Genomic DNA, 17,458 nt, shown 5'->3' on the forward strand with positions numbered 1-17,458 from the left:
TTATCCACCAAACATTAATGCAGTTAAAATAAAGTCAAAACCCAACACTGCCAGCGATGCAGTAACAACAGTTTGTGTTGTTGCCCGGCTGATACCCTCAGATGTGGGCACAGCATCATAGCCTTTGTGCAGAGCAATCCAGATAACGATAAGAGCGAATACGATACTTTTTATGATGCCGTTGACAACATCGTCATAAAAATCGACATTTGCCTGCATAGCAGACCAGTAACCACCACTGTCAACGCCAAGCCAGTCAACACCAACCAGATGCCCGCCCAGAATACCAACAGCAGTAAAAATCATCGCCAGTAACGGCAAACTAATTACACCAGCCCAGAAGCGCGGTGCAATAATGCGCCGCAATGGGTCTACCGCCATCATTTCCATGCTGGATAGTTGCTCTGTGGCTTTCATCAGACCAATTTCCGCCGTTAATGCACTACCCGCCCGTCCGGCAAACAGTAATGCAGCAACCACAGGCCCCAGTTCGCGTAACAAACTTAATGCCACCAAAGGCCCAAGCATTTGCTCAGCGCCAAACTTCACCAACACCGTGTAGCCCTGTAACGCCAGCACCATACCGATAAACAAACCGGATACCAGAATAATCAGTAAAGACAGCACACCAATAACATAAAGCTGCTTTATCAGTAACGGTAAGCCTTTACGAATATTCGGAATACCAATAATAGCGCCGAACAACATAATGCCAGCACGGCCAAAGCCGGTAATGCTATTAATGGTTGCCGCGCCCAGTTGCTGTAACTTATCTGCAATCACCTGGTTAACTCCATTAGTTCCTGCTCATATGGTGCGGCTTTGAAATGGAATGGCACAGCGCCATCGGCTTCGCCTTTGAGGAACTGCTGCACCAATGCAGACGGATCATTACGCAATTGCTCCGGCGTACCCTGCCCGATCACTGTTTGCTCTGCCACGACATAAACATAATCAGCGATACTCATCACTTCAGTTACGTCGTGCGATACCACAACAGATGTCAGCCCCAGCGCATTATTTAGTGAGCGGATAAGCCGCACAATGACACCCATTGAAATAGGGTCCTGGCCGGCGAACGGCTCATCGTACATAATCAGCTCAGGATCCAGCGCTATTGCTCTGGCCAGTGCAGCACGTCTTGCCATACCGCCGGACAACTCAGCAGGCATTAAATCGCGGGCACCACGTAAGCCAACGGCTTCGAGTTTCATCAGCACAATCAACCGGATTAACGCCTCAGGTAAGCGTGTATGCTCACGGATCGGGAAGGCCACATTGTCAAATACAGACATCTCGGTAAACAAAGCGCCGCTTTGAAACAACATACTCATCTTCTTACGCGCCTGATACAGTTCCCGCCGTGACAAAGCAGGAATATTTTGCCCTTCAAACAAAATTTTGCCACTGTCAGGTTTTAACTGGCCACCAATTAAGCGCAACAAAGTGGTTTTACCTATCCCACTTGGCCCCATAATGGCAGTAACCTTGCCACGGGCAAACTGCATATTTAAATCACGGTAAATTATCCTCTCACCTCTGCTAAAAGTCAGGTGCTGGATATCAATCAGCGTATCAGCCAAACTATTCTCTCCGCTTATCGCAACTATACTGCTTGCTGCGCCCCCACAACCTGATAATGGCAGACAATATACATACATTAGTGTATGTTTTCAATCAGACTGCTGCTAAAGTTGTATTATTGTAAACGTGTTCAGGCTTAAAGTCGTTACATAAAATCGTAACAAAATATGCGAAAAATCGATCTTGGCGCCAGATGGCAGCTTTTTTTGCAATTCGCGCCGATAAGCAGGAAAATACCACAAGATACCTTACAGAAAACTTACACAGAACAGGGAACTACATATTGTCACCTTTGCTACTCGCTATTATTTTTGTCATTGTGGGTCTGGTCTTGTTGCTTTGGAGTGCAGATCGTTTTGTTTTTGGCGCCTCCTCTGTGGCCCGGTCCGCTGGCATCTCACCAATGATAATTGGCCTGACGATAGTAGCCATGGGCTCCTCTGCACCTGAAATGCTGGTTTCGGCTAATGCTGCCTGGCACGGCCGCCTCGATACCTCTGTCGGCAATGCACTTGGTTCTAATATCACCAATATTTTACTGGTTATCGGCGCTGCGGCCCTGTTAAAGCCTATTGCTGTCTCTTCACTTACATTAAAACGTGAATATCCGCTGGTGTTGCTGTGTACATTGCTGGGCTATTACTTTATCTCCGATGACAACTTAAGCCGTACCGAAGGTATTATGTTGTTGGTCGCTTTTGCCGGCTTTCTGTGTTTAATGGTGTACTGGGGCAAAAATGCCAGCAGTGATGACCCATTAATCAGCGAAATAAATAGCGAAATACCTGACTATGCACCGCTGCCTAAAGCGTTGCTATGGGTGTTTATCGGGCTGGTAGTATTGCTGGCCAGCTCACAGTTATTGGTGCATGGCGCAGTGACAATAGCCCGTTATGCCGGTATGAGCGATTTGGTAATAGGCCTGACCATTATTGCTATAGGCACCAGCTTGCCTGAATTGGCAGCCAGTATTATTGGTATTCTTAAAGGTGAAGATGATCTGGCGCTGGGTAATATTATCGGCTCAAATATTTTTAATATTCTGGCAGTTATGGGATTGGGTGCAGTGATACATCCGTCAGTACTGGACCCTATGGCCGGCAGCCGTGACAGTTACGTTATGATAGGTGCCACCCTGCTTATGCTGGTAATGTCATTTCGTTTTGGCCGTATCCGGCGGATAAACCGCATAGAAGGTTTATTGCTGCTGGCAGGTTTTGTTGCTTATCAGTACCTGCTGTTTACCACTATACTGGCGTGATGGAAGCAATATGACTACCGACTTTCGTATCAGGGCTGCTGAAGTTCTCAGAATTGAAGCTGCCGCAGTTGAGCAACTACAACAATATCTGAATGCCGATTTTAATCTGGCATGCCAGCTTATTTTTGACAGTAAAGGCAAAACCATTGTGTCTGGTATGGGTAAATCAGGCCATATTGGCAGCAAAATTGCCGCAACGCTGGCCTCGACCGGCAGCCCGGCATTTTTTGTTCACCCAGGAGAAGCCAGCCATGGTGATCTGGGGATGCTGTCGGTTGATGATGTGGTAATAGCCATTTCTAACTCCGGTGAAACAGCAGAAATGCTGACCATTATTCCGGTGATAAAACGCCTGGGCATTAAACTGATTGCCATGACAGGAAACCCCTCTTCAACACTGGCGAAACTGGCCGATGCCCACTTATGTGTGAAGGTAGAACAAGAAGCCTGCCCGCTGGGCTTAGCTCCCACGGCAAGCACTACCGCGACCCTTGCTATGGGGGATGCGCTGGCAGTGGCACTGCTTGATGCCAGGGGCTTTTCAGCTGATGATTTTGCCTTATCGCATCCTGGTGGTAGTCTGGGCCGCAAATTACTGCTACGGCTGGAAGATATCATGCACCGCGCCGAGCAAGTACCGGTGGTGGTGCAAACCGCATCAATTAAAGATGCGTTGCTGGAAATCTCCAAAAAAGGTTTAGGTATGACGGCTGTGGTAGATGAGCAAGGCCGGATGGCTGGCATTTTTACCGATGGTGACCTGCGTCGTATTCTGGATCAGCGTTATGACATTCACACTAATTTGATAGCAGAAGTTATGACACGCAAATGCATTACAGCCAATGCCCAGATGCTGGCAGCCGAAGCGTTGCAAATTATGCAGCAGAAAAAGATCAACGGCCTGATTGTGGTTGATGAAGCCAGGGTGCCAATTGGCGCAATGAATATGCACGATTTGCTACGTGCCGGAGTATTGTAAAATGTCGTTGTTTAATACGCTGTATCAGCCGGTATCTGACAGTATTATCAATAAAGCCCGTGCTATTAAGCTGCTGATTTGTGATGTTGACGGTGTGTTTTCTGATGGCCGTATCTATTTGGGTAATCAGGGCGAAGAATTAAAAGCCTTTCACACCCGCGATGGCTACGGCGTTAAAGCGCTACGCCAGGCCGGAATAGAAGTAGCAGTGATTACCGGGCGCAACTCAGCGATAGTGCAACAGCGTATGACGGCACTGACGGTACCTTTTATTTATCAGGGCCAGGAAAATAAACTGGCTGCATTTGCTGATCTGCGTCAGCAATTGCAACTAACTCCCGAACAGATTGCCTATATAGGTGACGACCTGCCGGACTGGGCCGTAATGCAGCATTGCGGCTTATCTGTGGCGGTTAAAGATGCCCACCCCTATCTGCGCCAGCATGCTCATTACATTACCACTATGGCCGGCGGTTTTGGTGCAGTGCGTGAGCTCTGTGATTTAATATTGATAAGTCAGCAGCACTTTGGCCTTTTTGACGGTAGCAGTTCATGAGAAAGTTGCTTGTTACACTGGTGCTGATATTAACAGGCACCGCAGCCTATTTGTGGTTTGAACCTGAAGACAACCCGGATGCATTGCAGACGGATCAGGAATTATTACCCGATTATGTGGCAGAAAATATTACCCGAACCCTGTATAACGAAGAGGGATACCGCGCCGATTCTGTCACTGCAGTGCGGCTGGAACACTTTGAGTTACTGGGCTTTACCCAGTTTGAACAACCGGTATATACGTTATTTAATGAAGCGTTCCAACCCAGTTGGAAAGCCAGCAGTAAATACGCTATCTGGTTCCCACAGGACAAAATAATTCTTGAGCAACAGGTCGTTATTGAAAGTTTACTGCAAAATGAGCTGGTTGAGCGCATAGAAACAGATACACTGGAGATGTTATTTCCTGATAACAGGTTGCAAAACAACCAGCCAGTCTACATTCAGGGTAAAGGGTTTTACATTGAAGGCATTGGTTTGCAGGCAGATTTAACCGAAAAAACACTGCAATTAGTCCAACATCAGAAAACGGTATATCGTAATGAAGATTAACATAATTCCGGCTGTAGCCCTGCTGCTGTGCAGCTTATCTGTGCAGGCAAATCAACCTGACTACACCCAGCAAATTCAGATAGATGCTGATAATTTATCTTCAGTCAAAGAAAACGTTCTGACTTATCGTAATAATGTTGTTGTTACTCAGGGCTCGCTGCAGCTAAAGGCTGATCAGCTGGAAATTAATGCCACTGCCGGTAAAGGCAATGAAGTTTATATCGCCACTGGCAACCCAGTTACTTACTCTCAACTGCTGGCAGACGGCCAGCAAGTTACTGCTCAGGCGAAAGAAATGCGCTATGAGCCATCAAACCGCACCCTGACATTCAGCGGCGAAGCGGAGCTGGCACAAAGTGGCAGTGTGGTAAAGGCATCAACCATTCGCTATAACGTAGAAAAGCAGGAACTGAGCGCCGAGAGCAACGAATCAAAACGCGTGACAACCATTTTCACGCCAGAGGAAAAAAACAACCCATGAAGTTAGTTGCATCGCATCTGGCCAAAAGTTACAAAGGCCGGCAGGTGGTTAAAGATGTCAGCCTTGAAGTTAATGCGGGGCAGATTGTAGGCTTACTGGGGCCCAATGGTGCAGGTAAAACCACCACTTTTTATATGATTGTCGGCCTGGTGCCATCTGATAAGGGCCATATTACCCTGGGTGACAAAGATATCACTTTCGACCCTATCCATACCCGCGCGCGCCAGGGTATAGGCTATCTGCCACAGGAAAGCTCTATTTTTCGTAAGCTGACAGTACACGATAACCTGTTAGCCATTTTGCAAACCCGCAAAGATCTCAGCCGTAGCAAACGTGAAGAAATAGCAGATGACTTGCTGGAAGAGTTTCATATCGGCCACATAAAGCATAGTCTGGGTATGAGCTTATCCGGTGGTGAGAGGCGCAGGGTCGAAATAGCCCGGGCGCTGGCGGCTAATCCGGCGTTTATTTTGCTGGATGAACCTTTTGCCGGTGTCGATCCTATTTCAGTGCTTGATATTAAAAAAATTATCCAGCATTTATGTCAGCGTGGTATCGGGGTGTTAATTACCGACCACAATGTGCGCGAAACACTTGATGTGTGTGAAATTGCTTATATTGTCAGCCACGGTGAACTGATAGCCTCAGGGCCACCACAACAGGTTCTGGCAGATCAGAAGGTACGCGATGTATACCTGGGTGAGCAATTCAGGCTATAGTTAGCAAAAATAATAACAGCGTATCATTCAGGAGAACGGTAGAAGTACATGAAGCCCTCTTTGCAACTTCGCTTAGGACAGCAGCTAACCATGACGCCGCAGTTGCAGCAGGCTATACGCCTGTTACAGCTGTCGACAATTGAGTTGCAACAGGAAATTCAGGAAGCTCTGGACGCCAACCCTTTACTTGAAGCTGAAGAGGATTTTGACAGCTTCCCGGAGGCGGCAACCCAGGCTGAACGGAATGATTATGCAGATAGTGCAGACACTGCTGAAACCCAGGCTACTGACGACAACTACGAACCCTCTGAACCCGATACCAGTGAGGCGATGACTGAACAAAATATTCAGGAAGACTTGCCACTGGATAATAACTGGGATGACTTAGTCAGCGCCGCACCGGTCAGCGCCGGTAATGGCGCCGACGAAGACTATGTCTATCAGGGCGAAACTACCGAAACCCTGCAAGATTACTTACGCTGGCAGATGCAGCTGACACCTTTTTCCGACACTGACCGCGTTATTGCCGAAATTATTATTGAAGCAATTGATCCCAATGGCCTGCTCACTATCAGCTGCGACGATATTCTTGAATCGCTGGGCATGGAAGATGTAGAAGCCGACGAAGTTGAAGCCGTGATCAAGCGTATTCAGCTGTTTGATCCGGTGGGTGTTGCCGCCCGCTCAGTACAGGAATGCCTGCTGGTACAATTACGCCAGTTTGACCCTGCAACACCCTATCTGGCCGATGCGCAGAAACTGATCCGCGATCATACAGAATTTTTAGCCAACCGCGACTTTCGTTCTTTGATGCGTGTGACTAAACTCAAAGAAGACGAGTTAAAAGAGGTCATGCAGTTAATCCACAGCCTGAACCCACGGCCAGGTGCAGACGTTATCCGGGAAGAACAGCAATATGTTATACCCGATGTCAGCGTGTTAAAGGTAAAGGGCCGCTGGCAGGTAGAACTAAACCCGGATGCAATGCCTAAAGTGCGTATTAATCAGCAATACGCGGCAATGTCCAGAACAGCCAAAAGCAGTGCCGATACCCAGTTTATCCGCTCGCATCTGCAAGAAGCGAAGTGGTTCTTAAAAAGTCTGGAAAGCCGTAATGAGACATTGCTGAAAGTGGCCAACTGTATAGTGCAGCAGCAGCAAGCGTTTTTTGAACATGGTGAAGAAGCCATGAAACCTATGGTACTGAATGACGTAGCAGAGATGGTAGGCATGCACGAATCTACTATTTCACGCGTCACTACCCAAAAGTACATGCATACACCGCGAGGTATTTTTGAACTTAAGTTCTTCTTCTCAAGTCATGTTAGTACAGAGAGTGGTGGCGAATGCTCATCCACCGCTATCCGCGCCTTTATAAAAAAATTAGTGGCGGCGGAGAATCCGGCCAAACCGCTTAGTGACAGTAAAATGGCTGATATTCTGCTTGAGCAAGGCATAAACGTAGCGCGGCGCACCATCGCCAAGTATCGTGAATCTTTGTTTATTCCGCCGTCAAATCAACGCAAGACCTTGATGTAAGTCAGCCTAAAAGAAGGAATATGTCTATGCAAATCAATCTAACTGGTCGTCATGTTGAAATTACAACTGCATTAAAAGAATACGTTGACACCAAATTTGCTAAGCTGGAACGCCATTTTGATCATATAAATAATGTACATGTGATCCTAAACGTGGAAAAATTAAAGCAGATCGCAGAAGCTAAGCTGCATTTGAACGGCGGTGAAGTATTTGCGGTTTCCGAAGACGAAAATATGTATGCCGCCATTGACCAGTTAATTGATAAACTGGATCGTCAGGTCATTAAACACAAAGAGAAAATAGCCCGGCACTAAGTAAACTATGATGAATTTAACCTCTATGCTGGCCGAGAACTGCACTAAAAGTGCAGTTCTTTTTAATAGCAAAAAACGTATCCTCGAATACATTGCCGAACTGGCACATCAACAATTACCAGAGATGACCGAATATGGCATTCTTGAAGCATTGATGACGCGCGAGAAACTCGGTTCTACCGGTATCGGTGGCGGTATTGCTATTCCGCATGGCAAATTAAAATGTGTGACTTCGCCTTTACTGGTATTTGTGGTCAGTAAAGAACCCATTCCGTTTGATGCTATTGATAACCAGCCGGTAGATATTTTCTGCGCTATTCTGATCCCCGAAGCTCAGTGCCAGGCGCATTTGAGCACCCTGGCCGGTATCGCAAAATTACTCAGCCAGAAAGAGCTGACCAAAAAAATCCGTCATGCACAAACCAACCAGCAGTTATATCAGTTGTTAGTGCAGTACAGTGAGGCAGAAACGTTAAAATGAAGCTACTGGTAGTCAGCGGTCGTTCCGGTTCGGGTAAATCTGTCGCCCTGCGTGTAATGGAAGATCTTGGCTACTATTGTGTTGATAATATTCCGGTAAATTTACTACCGACACTGGCTACCACTGTGATTGGCCAGTACGAGCGTGTCGCTGTCAGTATTGATGTGCGTAACTTACCCAAAGATCCGGACGAATTAACCGAGATTTTGTCTTATCTGCCAAGAAAACTCGAACTGACCATTCTGTATCTGGATGCCGATCACGCCAGCCTGATAAAACGTTTCAGCGAAACCCGCCGTTTACACCCGTTGTCACATCAGGCCATGTCGCTTGATGAAGCTATTTCTGAAGAGCAACAACTGCTGGACCCTATCTCCAGCCGTGCTGACCTCTATATTGATACCACTGAGCTGAACGTGCACCAGTTAGCAGAACAACTGCGTGAGCGCATTTTAGGTCAGAAAACCGGCCGTCTGGTGATCCTGTTTGAATCTTTCGGCTTCAAGTACGGCATACCCAAAGATGCCGATTTTGTTTTTGATGCACGTTTTTTGCCCAACCCGCACTGGGAGCCGGACCTAAAACCATTGACGGGGCTGGACCAGCCGGTAAAAGACTATCTGGCAGCGCAATCGGTGGTAGTGAAGTACATCTGGCAAATTAACAGCTTTATCAGTACCTGGCTGCCGCATTTAGAACGCAATAACCGCAGCTACTTAACTATTGCTATTGGTTGTACCGGCGGGCAACATCGCTCAGTTTATATTGCAGAGAGCCTGACAGAGAGCTACCGCAGCTTGCGGGATGATGTTCAGGTAAGGCACCGTGAGTTGTTCAGACATGCAGCTAAGGGCTAACCATGAGCAAATGTAGTGAGGCCGTTACTATTGTCAATCAGCTGGGGTTACATGCCAGAGCAGCCAGCAAGCTGGCGCAACTGTGCCAGCAGTTCAGTGCCCGGATAGAGCTGGTGCAGGAAGACAAAAGCGCTGATGCCAGCAGCGTACTGGCATTACTGATGCTGGCCAGCAGCAAAGGTAAAACGCTGCAGGTATGTGCCGAAGGCACCGATGCCCAGCAGGCGCTGGACGCGGTGGTAAATTTGATCAAAAACGGTTTCGACGAAAACTAAGCCGTTAAGGCAACGGTTTTCTGTCATGTTGTTTCTGCTGTGCCGGATGTATGCTGGTTTTTCCTGTCGTTTTATCTATCGCCTTTAACTTGTAATGTAATGCTGTTTTAATCAGCATATGTGCACTGATAGGCGCGGTGATCAGTAAAAATATGGTGATCAGCAGTTCATGTACGCTGGTTTCGCCATGGGTATAGAAAAAGAACATCGACCCCAGCAATATACCGCCCATGCCAAGCGTAGTGGCCTTAGTTGGCCCATGTAAGCGCATAAAAAAATCCGGCATCCGGGTCAGGCCAATAGAACCTATCAGCACAAAGCTGCCACCGAGCAACAGAAAAAATGCTACCACCCACTCAATCCAGTATTCCATCATGCTCTCCTATTCTATAATGTCGCCGCGCAACAGAAACTTACACACGGCCACTGTACTGACAAACCCCAGCATAGCGATCAGCAGTGCAGCCTCGAAATACAGTGGCGACTCCATCAGCAAACCATACAGAATAATCAGCGCGATGCTGTTAATGTACATAGTATCCAGCGCCAGAATGCGATCCGGAATACTGGGGCCACGTAACAAGCGGTACAGGTTTAGCAACAACGCGATGCTGATCATGGCAAACACCAGCATAATGACATTATCTAGCATTGGAAAATCTCCTTTAAAGGCGCTTCGTAGCGCTGTTTAATGTCATTAATCAACTCCGCCTCAGTACCAGACAGATTTAATACGTGAATTAATAACCAGCGCTGTGGCATCGGCTCACCGGGCTGTAAACTGTCTTTGCTCGGATAAATTTCCGCACTGACAGTACCTGGAGTCATCGACACCGTGCTGGCCAGAATAGTAATGGGCAGCTCGTGCTGTAAATCCAGCGGCACTTTAACAAAAGCCGGTTTTAACCGCGCTTTTGGCCCCAGAATAAGCACTGCCACCTGAGCATTTGCGGTGACAATATCGGCCAGCACCCGCAATATATAGCGCAGCCCCAGCCAGGGACGCTCGATTAACGGCTGCGGATCACGAAACCTAAGCGTAAAAAGTGGAATAACCAACGCCAGTACAACAGCAAAAAACAGGTGTACCGGCTCTACGCTCTGGCTTAGCAGCAGCCAGACAATAAAGAGTAAAACACTACGGTAAGGTGTTGGTAGCCAACGATATTTTGGCTCAAATCTCATGGTTTAATCTCCTGCACCGGGTACTGGCCAAGAATACTATTAGTGCTGGTAGTGGTATCATATAGCTGTGCGGCGGCCTGCTGCGACAGCGCTGTTAACGGCCCGGCAAACACCGCCAGCAAAGGGCTGGCCAGCAACAACCAGATAACGGCAAAAACCTGCAACGGCGGCGCTTTTCCACCGCCCGGCTCAGTACCACTCACACGCCAGAACAAAGTACTTCCCGCCCGCGATAAGGCCACTATAACCATCAGGCTGCTTAGCAGAATAAGGCTCCATAACAACACCCGGTTAACCGGCTCCACAACAGATTGCAAAATCATCAGCTTGCCGACAAAGCCGGAAAACGGCGGTAATCCCGCTACCGTTAAGGCACCGACCATAAAGATAAAACCAAGCAGAATTGGCTGACTCACCCGCCGGCCTGAAACCAACCGGTCGCCCGCTTTACCGCGTTGGTTAGCGATTAAATCAGCTATTAAAAACAATGCTGCGGTTACCAGTGTGGAGTGCACGGTATAGTAAAGCGCAGCGGCAGCAGACAGCTCAGTTTGCAATGCCACCAGGCTAACCAGGGTACCGACAGACACCAGCACCAGATTAGCCACCAGTTTGCGAAAATCCTGGCTGGCCAGCGCTCCTACTGCGCCCAAAGCGATGGTAGCCAGGCCCGCCGGTAACAGCCAGCTGCTGGCCATGCCAGCTAAAGGCCCGGCATTTTCACCAAAGATAGTGCTATACACCCGAAGCAGCGCATAAACACCAATTTTAGTCATTACCGCAAATAGCGCGGCAACCGGTGCCGATGCCGATGCATAGGTTGCCGGCAGCCAAAACTGCAGCGGCAGCACAGCGGCTTTTAAGGCAAATACTATCATCAGCATTAAGCCGCCCGCTTTAACCAGCATCAGATCTTCCTCTGGTAATGCCGCCACTTTTATTGCCATATCAGCAATATTCAGCGTACCCAGAGTGCCGTACAGTATCGCCAGCGAAAACAGAAAAATAGCCGAGCCGGTTAAATTCAGCACCACGTAATGTACGGCCGCTTTGGTCTTATTCTTGCCCCCGGCGTGGATCAGCAATGCATAAGAGGCTATCAGTAATACTTCAAAAAACACGAACAGGTTAAATAAGTCGCCGGTTAAAAAAGCCCCATTAATGCCCATCAGTTGGAACTGAAATAACGGGTGAAAGAAAGAGCCTTTCTCATCTTCACCGGCACTGCCGTAACAAATAGCGCCTAACGCCAAAAAGGATGTCAGGCAAACCATAACAACAGACAAGGTATCGGCTACCAGAATAATGCCAAAAGGCGCCTGCCAGTTACCTACGGCATAATGCATTAAGCCCTGTTGCTGCACCTGCAACAACAATAACACCGCCAGCACCAGCTGGATGGCGCTGGAAATCATACTTAACCAGCGCCGGCGCATCGGCGAGTAGTGTACCGGCGGCAACATGATCAACAGTGCCGTTAAAAATGGCAGCAAAATGGGCGCAGTAATCAGATGCCACATCAGCGACTCTCCTTCTTCGACAGCTCAGATTCTGGCAACTTGCCATCTACATGATCATTACCCAAATCTGCCCGCGCCCGTATAGCCAAAATCACCAGAAATGCGGTCATCGCAAAGCCGATAACAATTGCAGTAAGCACCAGCGCCTGTGGCAAGGGGTCTGCGTATTGCTCACTGGTGCCAAGCACGGCAGCACCACGCAACGTTAACCGGCCGGAAGAGAAAAGAAACAGATTAACCGCATAAGACAGCATCGTCAGCCCCAGTACGACCGGGAAAGTGCGGCCGCGTAACATCAGAAATACGCCACAAGCGGTAAGAAAACCGATACAGCAAGCAAACAAGGTTTCCATTAAATTGTATCCTTATGCACAGGCCGGTGGCTGGTGGTCATTTTACCCAGACTGGCCAGGATCAGCAGCGTAGAGCCAACAACCGTTATATAAACGCCCAGGTCAAAAGCAATGGCGCTGGCCAGTTCAATCTCACCCAGTAGCGGAATATCAAAATAGTCAAACCAGGAAGTCAGGAAGGGTTTGCCAAATGCCCAGCTGGCCACACCGGTAAACAGGGCAATCAGCAAGCCTATGGCTACCACACGTTGGTATTCTACGTTCATGCGCTCTTTTACCCAGTCAACACCCTGCGCAATATACTGCAGAATAATTGCCACAGCGGTAATTAAGCCGGCGATAAAGCCACCGCCGGGTAAATTGTGGCCACGGAAGAAAATATACACCGACACCATAATGGCCAGTGGCAACAGGCTTTGCGATACCGTAGACAACAACAACGAATGGCGCTCTGTAGCCCAGGGCCGGCCTTCACCGTCACTGCTGGGTTTAAACACCGGAATACGGGTGAGCAATTTGAAAATACCTAAAGAGGCGATACCCAATACTGCAATTTCGCCCATGGTATCGAAGCCCCGGAAATCAACCAGAATAACGTTAACCACATTAGTGCCACCGCCACCGGTTTTAGCATTAGCCAGGAAAAACTCAGAAATACTGCTTAACGGCCGGGTCATCAGGGCATAACTTAAACTGCCAACCAGCACACCTACCATACTGGCGATACTGATATCACGCACCACCCTTGGCGCCTCTGACTGTTTGGGCGTTTTATGCGGTAAAAAGAACAGTGCCAGCATCAGCAGAATAACGGTTACCACTTCTACCGACAGCTGCGTTAGTGCCAGATCCGGCGCAGAAAAACGGGTAAAAGCTATCGACACCATCAAACCCACAACTGAGATCATCAGCAGCGCCACAACCCGCTTACGGTGCCACACCACAGTAGCAAAAGCGGCAATCAGCAACATCGCCGCACCGGTAGCATTTACCGCATCAATCGGTAACTCGTCACGCCCGCCCCACAGGGTGTCCAGCTCCAGTAACGGCATACCTGCCAGCACAATAAAAGCCAGTAACACCAGCACCATGTAGCGTTGCAACGAGCCATTATCAAGCCACTGATAAAACTGATCACAGCGGGCGATCAGCGACTTAACGCTGCGCTCAAAACTGTTCAGCGTATCCATATCAGGTAAGGTATTCTGAAAATCAAACAGGTGTTTGCGGTTGACGTAAATCAGCGTACCGCCGGCCAGCGCCAGTATGCTCATCATCAGCGGCAGGTTAAAACCATGCCAGATGGCCAGGCTGTATTCCGGCACTGCACCACCGAGCACCGACGCCGAGGCAGCATGCAGCAAATCGCCAATTAAATAGGCCGGGAAAATACCCACTAAAATACATAACGCCACTAATACCTCTACCGGCACGCGCATATAACGCGGCGGTTCGTGCGGTGTTTTGGTTAATCCTTTCGGCTGGCCGTTAAAAAACACGTCATGGATAAAGCGCATTGAATAAGCAACAGAGAATATTGCAGCTACCGTTGCCAATACCGGAATAACCCAGGACAAAGAACCCAGCAGGTGCTGGTGCAGTGTTTCAGCGAAAAACATTTCTTTCGATAAGAAACCATTTAGCAAAGGTACCCCGGCCATAGCAGCGGCCGCTACCATTGCCAATGTGGCTGTGATCGGCATAAATTGCCACAAACCGTTGAGCTTACGCATATCCCGCGAGCCGGATTCATGGTCAATAATACCGGCCGCCATAAACAGCGACGCCTTAAAGGTGGCATGGTTAATAATATGAAATACCCCGGCTACTGCCGCTAAATCGGTACCCATACCAAACAGCAAGGTAATTAAGCCCAGATGGCTGATAGTTGAATACGCCAGCAGGCCTTTTAAGTCGTGCTTGAACAGCGCCAGATAAGCACCAATTAACAACGTGGCAAGGCCGGTTAAACTTACCAGAATAAACCATAACTCGGTGCCAGACAGCGCTGGATAAAACCGCGCCAGTAGAAAAATACCGGCCTTCACCATAGTGGCCGAGTGTAAGTAAGCACTTACCGGCGTGGGTGCAGCCATGGCGTTGGGCAACCAGAAATGAAACGGAAACTGCGCCGATTTGGTAAAACAACCCAGCAAAAACAGCACCAGCAAAATCGGATACCAGCTGTGTTGCTGAATCACATCGGTACTGGCCAGCACCACATCTAAATCATAACTGCCTACCACTTGCCCTATTAACAAAAATGCTGCCAGCAGGGCTAAGCCTCCGGCCCCGGTGACGGTTAATGCCATACGCGCGCCACGGCGCGCTTCAGCCTTATGCCACCAGAAACTGATTAACAGGAAAGAGCTGATACTGGTAAGCTCCCAGAACATCCACATCTGTAGTAAATTACCCGACAACACTATGCCCAGCATTGCCGTCATAAACAGCATTAAATAGGCATAAAAACGCGGCATAGAATCGCGCTCAGATAAGTAGTAGCGCGCATACAGAATTATCAGCAGGCCAATGCCTAAGATCAGCAGGCTGAATAAATACGCCAGCCCGTCAAGCCGTATGGATATATCCAGGCCAAGTAATGGGATCCACGACAGGAAAAAACGTACAGTGTTACCGCTTAGTACTTGTTCGGTATGTAATAGCACCAACATCAGCGCAATAGCGGGCGGCAGAGCGGTAGCCAGTGCGCAGGCACTGCGGTTCCATTTAGCAGCCAGCAGCGGAACCAGAGTCCCCAGCAGCGGCAGAAGTAAAATCCACATGAGTGTCATAACTGTCGCGCGTCCTTATTAGAATAAACTTAACCGATACATCCAGCCTCTGCCATTAATCTTACAGATTAAGTTGTTGATATTCTAGGCAGTTAACTAAGCATAGAAGACAGATTGCCTTTGCAACATGGGCGGGATAAAAAAATCAATTTGTCGGGTGTAACGGCAGTATTTATACCGTTATCTGCCAGAAAAGTCTATTTAAACCGGCCCGCTTAGCGGCAGCCGACGGTTGGCTTTACCGCACAAAAACTGATATTTATCGCAATATGCAACGGCTACTATTTGCTTTACTGGCTGGCGCCAACACGGTAAACAGGATACAACTAAACAGGTTAACAGCAGCCAACTTAGAGGAGGCTTTATGGCTACCCGCACCGAACGTGACAGCATGGGTGAATTACAGGTACCCGCATCGGCGTTATATCAGGCACAAACTCAGCGCGCCGTACAAAACTTCAACTTAAGTGGCTTAACGCTGCCACAGCAGTTTATTCAGGCCCTGTTGCAGATAAAAAAAGCCGCTGCAGGTGCCAACCAGCAGCTGGGCTTACTGGATGCCGGCATCAGCCAGGCCATCATAAACGCTGCTGGTTCTCAGCTGGCAGCAACTGATATGCTGCAGTATCCGCTGGATATCTTTCAAACCGGTTCGGGCACCAGTAGTAATATGAATGTAAACGAAGTACTGGCGACTCTGGCCAGCCAAAGCCTGGACGCAGCTGTAAGCCCGAATGACCATGTTAATCTGGGCCAAAGCAGTAATGACACTATCCCCTGTGCTATCCATGTCAGTGCTGCACTGGCGATACAACAGCAGTTATTACCGGCCCTACAACTATTGCAACAGCGCCTGGCAGAAAAGTCAGCCGAAGTAGGCCACTTTATTAAAACCGGCCGCACCCACCTGATGGATGCCATGCCGGTTAGCTTTGCACAGGTGTTGGGCGGCTGGCAGGCTCAGCTGCAATTCGCTGAACACCAGCTGCAGCAACAATTAAGTCAGTTGCAGGCACTGGCGCAAGGTGGCACTGCCGTAGGTAGCGGTATTAATGCCGATCCGCGCTTTGCTGCCGTATTTTGCCGGCAGCTTAGTAGCAACACCGGTATCGCCTTTCGGCCTGCCGCTAATTTTTTCAGCGCTATAGGCTCACAAGACACTGCCGTGGCAACGTCCGGTGCATTAAAAACCCTGGCCGTGTGCCTGATGAAAATATGCAACGATTTACGCTGGATGAACTCCGGGCCTCTTGCCGGGCTGGCAGAAATTGAACTGCCGGCACTGCAACCGGGGTCATCGATTATGCCAGGCAAAGTTAACCCGGTAATTCCGGAAGCAGTTGCTATGATTAGCGCCCAGGTGATAGGCAACGACACCACCATTACCCTTGCTGGCCAGTCCGGTAATTTTGAGCTGAATGTGATGCTGCCGGTTATTGCCTATAACCTGCTACAAAGCATTGAACTGCAGGCCAATGGCTGCACAGCGCTGGCAGAGCAGGCAGTTAAAGGTTTTACCGTGCGTGAGGACAATATCAGTAAAGCTCTGGCGCGCAACCCAATTTTGGTTACAGCACTTAACCCGTTGATTGGTTATGAAAAAGCAGCAGAAATTGCCAAGCAAGCCTACAAGCAGCAACGGCCGGTACTGGATGTGGCATTGGAACATACCAGCTATAGCCGCGGCGAACTGGAAAAACTGCTCGATCCGGCCCGCCTCAGTGCCGGCGGTAATGTCGGTTAATCAGCTATATTTGGTTCAAATACGAACGTTTTGCGCTAAAGCCTGGTGATTTTATCGCCATGGCTTGCGCTTTATCGCCCCCTTCAGCCATAACTATGCCCGCAGCAATATTATTACTACCTTGGTATACGCCAAAATTGCCACCGGTAGACAAAAAAACAATTAATAGCTGCTTATAAAAATAATTATTTAAAATCAACAGGGTGTCTTGCATTTTCGGTTAAGTAGTACGACGGTTAAGTGCACCCAAAGCAAAGGGTAGCT

At 48.6% G+C, this 17,458-nt stretch carries 21 protein-coding genes; 12 read left to right on the forward strand and 9 right to left on the reverse strand.

The window, feature by feature from the left end; genetic code table 11:
* Both mlaE and mlaF read right to left on the reverse strand, forming a co-directional pair.
* Entirely contained in the window at positions 1–783 is a 783-nt protein-coding gene (gene mlaE / locus BLW68_RS17515) for a lipid asymmetry maintenance ABC transporter permease subunit MlaE (protein WP_092796124.1), read from the reverse strand.
* Entirely contained in the window at positions 780–1,583 is an 804-nt protein-coding gene (mlaF, locus tag BLW68_RS17520) for a phospholipid ABC transporter ATP-binding protein MlaF (protein ID WP_092796126.1), read from the reverse strand. The genes mlaE and mlaF overlap by 4 nt, the downstream gene beginning before the upstream one ends.
* Positions 1,584–1,876: 293 nt before the next feature.
* Here mlaF and BLW68_RS17525 point away from each other — a divergent pair, with 293 nt between their 5' ends.
* From BLW68_RS17525 to BLW68_RS17575, 11 genes are read left to right on the forward strand one after another with little or no spacing between them, the layout of a single operon-like run.
* Positions 1,877–2,845, forward strand: a complete 969-nt coding sequence (locus tag BLW68_RS17525; RefSeq protein WP_177172282.1) for a calcium/sodium antiporter — start codon at positions 1,877–1,879, stop codon at positions 2,843–2,845.
* 10 nt (positions 2,846–2,855) lie between these two features.
* Positions 2,856–3,824 (forward strand): KpsF/GutQ family sugar-phosphate isomerase, encoded by a 969-nt coding sequence (locus BLW68_RS17530; RefSeq protein ID WP_092796128.1) that lies wholly within the window; start codon positions 2,856–2,858, stop codon positions 3,822–3,824.
* A 1-nt stretch (position 3,825) separates the two neighbouring features.
* Positions 3,826–4,380: a 3-deoxy-manno-octulosonate-8-phosphatase KdsC gene (kdsC, locus tag BLW68_RS17535; RefSeq protein ID WP_092796130.1), complete on the forward strand. Its 555-nt coding sequence runs from the start codon at positions 3,826–3,828 to the stop codon at positions 4,378–4,380.
* Positions 4,377–4,931: an LPS export ABC transporter periplasmic protein LptC gene (lptC, locus tag BLW68_RS17540; protein WP_092796132.1), complete on the forward strand. Its 555-nt coding sequence runs from the start codon at positions 4,377–4,379 to the stop codon at positions 4,929–4,931. The genes kdsC and lptC overlap by 4 nt, the downstream gene beginning before the upstream one ends.
* The gene (lptA, locus tag BLW68_RS17545) at positions 4,921–5,412 is read left to right on the forward strand and encodes a lipopolysaccharide transport periplasmic protein LptA (protein WP_092796134.1); all 492 of its coding nucleotides are present in this window, start codon (positions 4,921–4,923) and stop codon (positions 5,410–5,412) included. The genes lptC and lptA overlap by 11 nt, the downstream gene beginning before the upstream one ends.
* Complete coding sequence (lptB, locus tag BLW68_RS17550; RefSeq protein ID WP_092796136.1) at positions 5,409–6,131, forward strand: LPS export ABC transporter ATP-binding protein; 723 nt, start codon at positions 5,409–5,411, stop codon at positions 6,129–6,131. The genes lptA and lptB overlap by 4 nt, the downstream gene beginning before the upstream one ends.
* A gap of 48 nt (positions 6,132–6,179) precedes the next feature.
* Positions 6,180–7,670, forward strand: coding sequence for an RNA polymerase factor sigma-54 (locus BLW68_RS17555; RefSeq protein WP_092796138.1), 1,491 nt, complete (start codon positions 6,180–6,182; stop codon positions 7,668–7,670).
* A 26-nt stretch (positions 7,671–7,696) separates the two neighbouring features.
* Positions 7,697–7,984, forward strand: a complete 288-nt coding sequence (hpf, locus tag BLW68_RS17560; protein WP_092796140.1) for a ribosome hibernation promoting factor — start codon at positions 7,697–7,699, stop codon at positions 7,982–7,984.
* 7 nt (positions 7,985–7,991) lie between these two features.
* Positions 7,992–8,465: a PTS IIA-like nitrogen regulatory protein PtsN gene (ptsN, locus tag BLW68_RS17565; RefSeq protein WP_092796142.1), complete on the forward strand. Its 474-nt coding sequence runs from the start codon at positions 7,992–7,994 to the stop codon at positions 8,463–8,465.
* Positions 8,462–9,322 carry an RNase adapter RapZ gene (gene rapZ / locus BLW68_RS17570; protein ID WP_068233953.1) on the forward strand — a complete coding sequence of 287 codons (861 nt, stop codon included), beginning with the start codon at positions 8,462–8,464 and terminating at the stop codon, positions 9,320–9,322. Before ptsN ends, rapZ begins: the two co-directional genes overlap by 4 nt.
* A 2-nt stretch (positions 9,323–9,324) precedes the next feature.
* Positions 9,325–9,597 (forward strand): HPr family phosphocarrier protein, encoded by a 273-nt coding sequence (locus BLW68_RS17575; RefSeq protein ID WP_092796144.1) that lies wholly within the window; start codon positions 9,325–9,327, stop codon positions 9,595–9,597.
* 4 nt (positions 9,598–9,601) lie between these two features.
* On the opposite strand, the gene BLW68_RS17580 is transcribed toward BLW68_RS17575, so the two are convergent.
* The 6 genes from BLW68_RS17580 to BLW68_RS17605 are packed head-to-tail and all read right to left on the reverse strand — an operon-like array spanning position 9,602 to position 15,450.
* Positions 9,602–9,970, reverse strand: a complete 369-nt coding sequence (locus tag BLW68_RS17580; RefSeq protein ID WP_092796146.1) for a Na+/H+ antiporter subunit G — start codon at positions 9,968–9,970, stop codon at positions 9,602–9,604.
* A 9-nt stretch (positions 9,971–9,979) separates the two neighbouring features.
* Positions 9,980–10,249, reverse strand: a complete 270-nt coding sequence (locus BLW68_RS17585) for a K+/H+ antiporter subunit F (protein ID WP_068233961.1) — start codon at positions 10,247–10,249, stop codon at positions 9,980–9,982.
* Complete coding sequence (locus BLW68_RS17590; protein ID WP_092796148.1) at positions 10,243–10,782, reverse strand: Na+/H+ antiporter subunit E; 540 nt, start codon at positions 10,780–10,782, stop codon at positions 10,243–10,245. Before BLW68_RS17590 ends, BLW68_RS17585 begins: the two co-directional genes overlap by 7 nt.
* On the reverse strand, positions 10,779–12,302 hold the full coding sequence (locus BLW68_RS17595) for a monovalent cation/H+ antiporter subunit D (protein ID WP_092796150.1): 1,524 nt from the start codon (positions 12,300–12,302) through the stop codon (positions 10,779–10,781). Before BLW68_RS17595 ends, BLW68_RS17590 begins: the two co-directional genes overlap by 4 nt.
* Positions 12,302–12,655, reverse strand: a complete 354-nt coding sequence (locus BLW68_RS17600; RefSeq protein ID WP_092796152.1) for a Na+/H+ antiporter subunit C — start codon at positions 12,653–12,655, stop codon at positions 12,302–12,304. The genes BLW68_RS17595 and BLW68_RS17600 overlap by 1 nt, the downstream gene beginning before the upstream one ends.
* Complete coding sequence (locus BLW68_RS17605; protein ID WP_092796154.1) at positions 12,655–15,450, reverse strand: monovalent cation/H+ antiporter subunit A; 2,796 nt, start codon at positions 15,448–15,450, stop codon at positions 12,655–12,657. The genes BLW68_RS17600 and BLW68_RS17605 overlap by 1 nt, the downstream gene beginning before the upstream one ends.
* A 364-nt stretch (positions 15,451–15,814) precedes the next feature.
* On the opposite strand from BLW68_RS17605, the gene BLW68_RS17610 reads away from it, so the two are divergent.
* Positions 15,815–17,194, forward strand: coding sequence for a class II fumarate hydratase (locus BLW68_RS17610; protein WP_092796156.1), 1,380 nt, complete (start codon positions 15,815–15,817; stop codon positions 17,192–17,194).
* 4 nt (positions 17,195–17,198) lie between these two features.
* On the opposite strand, the gene BLW68_RS17615 is transcribed toward BLW68_RS17610, so the two are convergent.
* Positions 17,199–17,393 (reverse strand): hypothetical protein, encoded by a 195-nt coding sequence (locus BLW68_RS17615; protein ID WP_177172280.1) that lies wholly within the window; start codon positions 17,391–17,393, stop codon positions 17,199–17,201.
* Positions 17,394–17,458 lie beyond the last annotated feature (65 nt).

Origin of the sequence: Rheinheimera pacifica (assembly GCF_900108485.1) — a bacterium.
GTDB classification, from domain to species: Bacteria; Pseudomonadota; Gammaproteobacteria; order Enterobacterales; family Alteromonadaceae; genus Alishewanella; species Alishewanella pacifica.

Excerpts from the sequence above, each read along its gene's own strand:
- BLW68_RS17605 (WP_092796154.1), bottom strand. The coding sequence starts at position 15,450 with ATGACACTCATGTGGATTTTACTTCTGCCGCTGCTGGGGACTCTGGTT.
- ptsN (WP_092796142.1), top strand. The coding sequence starts at position 7,992 with ATGATGAATTTAACCTCTATGCTGGCCGAGAACTGCACTAAAAGTGCA.
- BLW68_RS17555 (WP_092796138.1), top strand. The coding sequence starts at position 6,180 with ATGAAGCCCTCTTTGCAACTTCGCTTAGGACAGCAGCTAACCATGACG.
- BLW68_RS17575 (WP_092796144.1), top strand. The coding sequence starts at position 9,325 with ATGAGCAAATGTAGTGAGGCCGTTACTATTGTCAATCAGCTGGGGTTA.
- rapZ (WP_068233953.1), top strand. The coding sequence starts at position 8,462 with ATGAAGCTACTGGTAGTCAGCGGTCGTTCCGGTTCGGGTAAATCTGTC.
- lptC (WP_092796132.1), top strand. The coding sequence starts at position 4,377 with ATGAGAAAGTTGCTTGTTACACTGGTGCTGATATTAACAGGCACCGCA.
- BLW68_RS17610 (WP_092796156.1), top strand. The coding sequence starts at position 15,815 with ATGGCTACCCGCACCGAACGTGACAGCATGGGTGAATTACAGGTACCC.
- BLW68_RS17530 (WP_092796128.1), top strand. The coding sequence starts at position 2,856 with ATGACTACCGACTTTCGTATCAGGGCTGCTGAAGTTCTCAGAATTGAA.
- lptA (WP_092796134.1), top strand. The coding sequence starts at position 4,921 with ATGAAGATTAACATAATTCCGGCTGTAGCCCTGCTGCTGTGCAGCTTA.
- lptB (WP_092796136.1), top strand. The coding sequence starts at position 5,409 with ATGAAGTTAGTTGCATCGCATCTGGCCAAAAGTTACAAAGGCCGGCAG.
- BLW68_RS17580 (WP_092796146.1), bottom strand. The coding sequence starts at position 9,970 with ATGGAATACTGGATTGAGTGGGTGGTAGCATTTTTTCTGTTGCTCGGT.
- BLW68_RS17595 (WP_092796150.1), bottom strand. The coding sequence starts at position 12,302 with ATGTGGCATCTGATTACTGCGCCCATTTTGCTGCCATTTTTAACGGCA.
- BLW68_RS17590 (WP_092796148.1), bottom strand. The coding sequence starts at position 10,782 with ATGAGATTTGAGCCAAAATATCGTTGGCTACCAACACCTTACCGTAGT.
- BLW68_RS17600 (WP_092796152.1), bottom strand. The coding sequence starts at position 12,655 with ATGGAAACCTTGTTTGCTTGCTGTATCGGTTTTCTTACCGCTTGTGGC.
- BLW68_RS17585 (WP_068233961.1), bottom strand. The coding sequence starts at position 10,249 with ATGCTAGATAATGTCATTATGCTGGTGTTTGCCATGATCAGCATCGCG.
- hpf (WP_092796140.1), top strand. The coding sequence starts at position 7,697 with ATGCAAATCAATCTAACTGGTCGTCATGTTGAAATTACAACTGCATTA.
- kdsC (WP_092796130.1), top strand. The coding sequence starts at position 3,826 with ATGTCGTTGTTTAATACGCTGTATCAGCCGGTATCTGACAGTATTATC.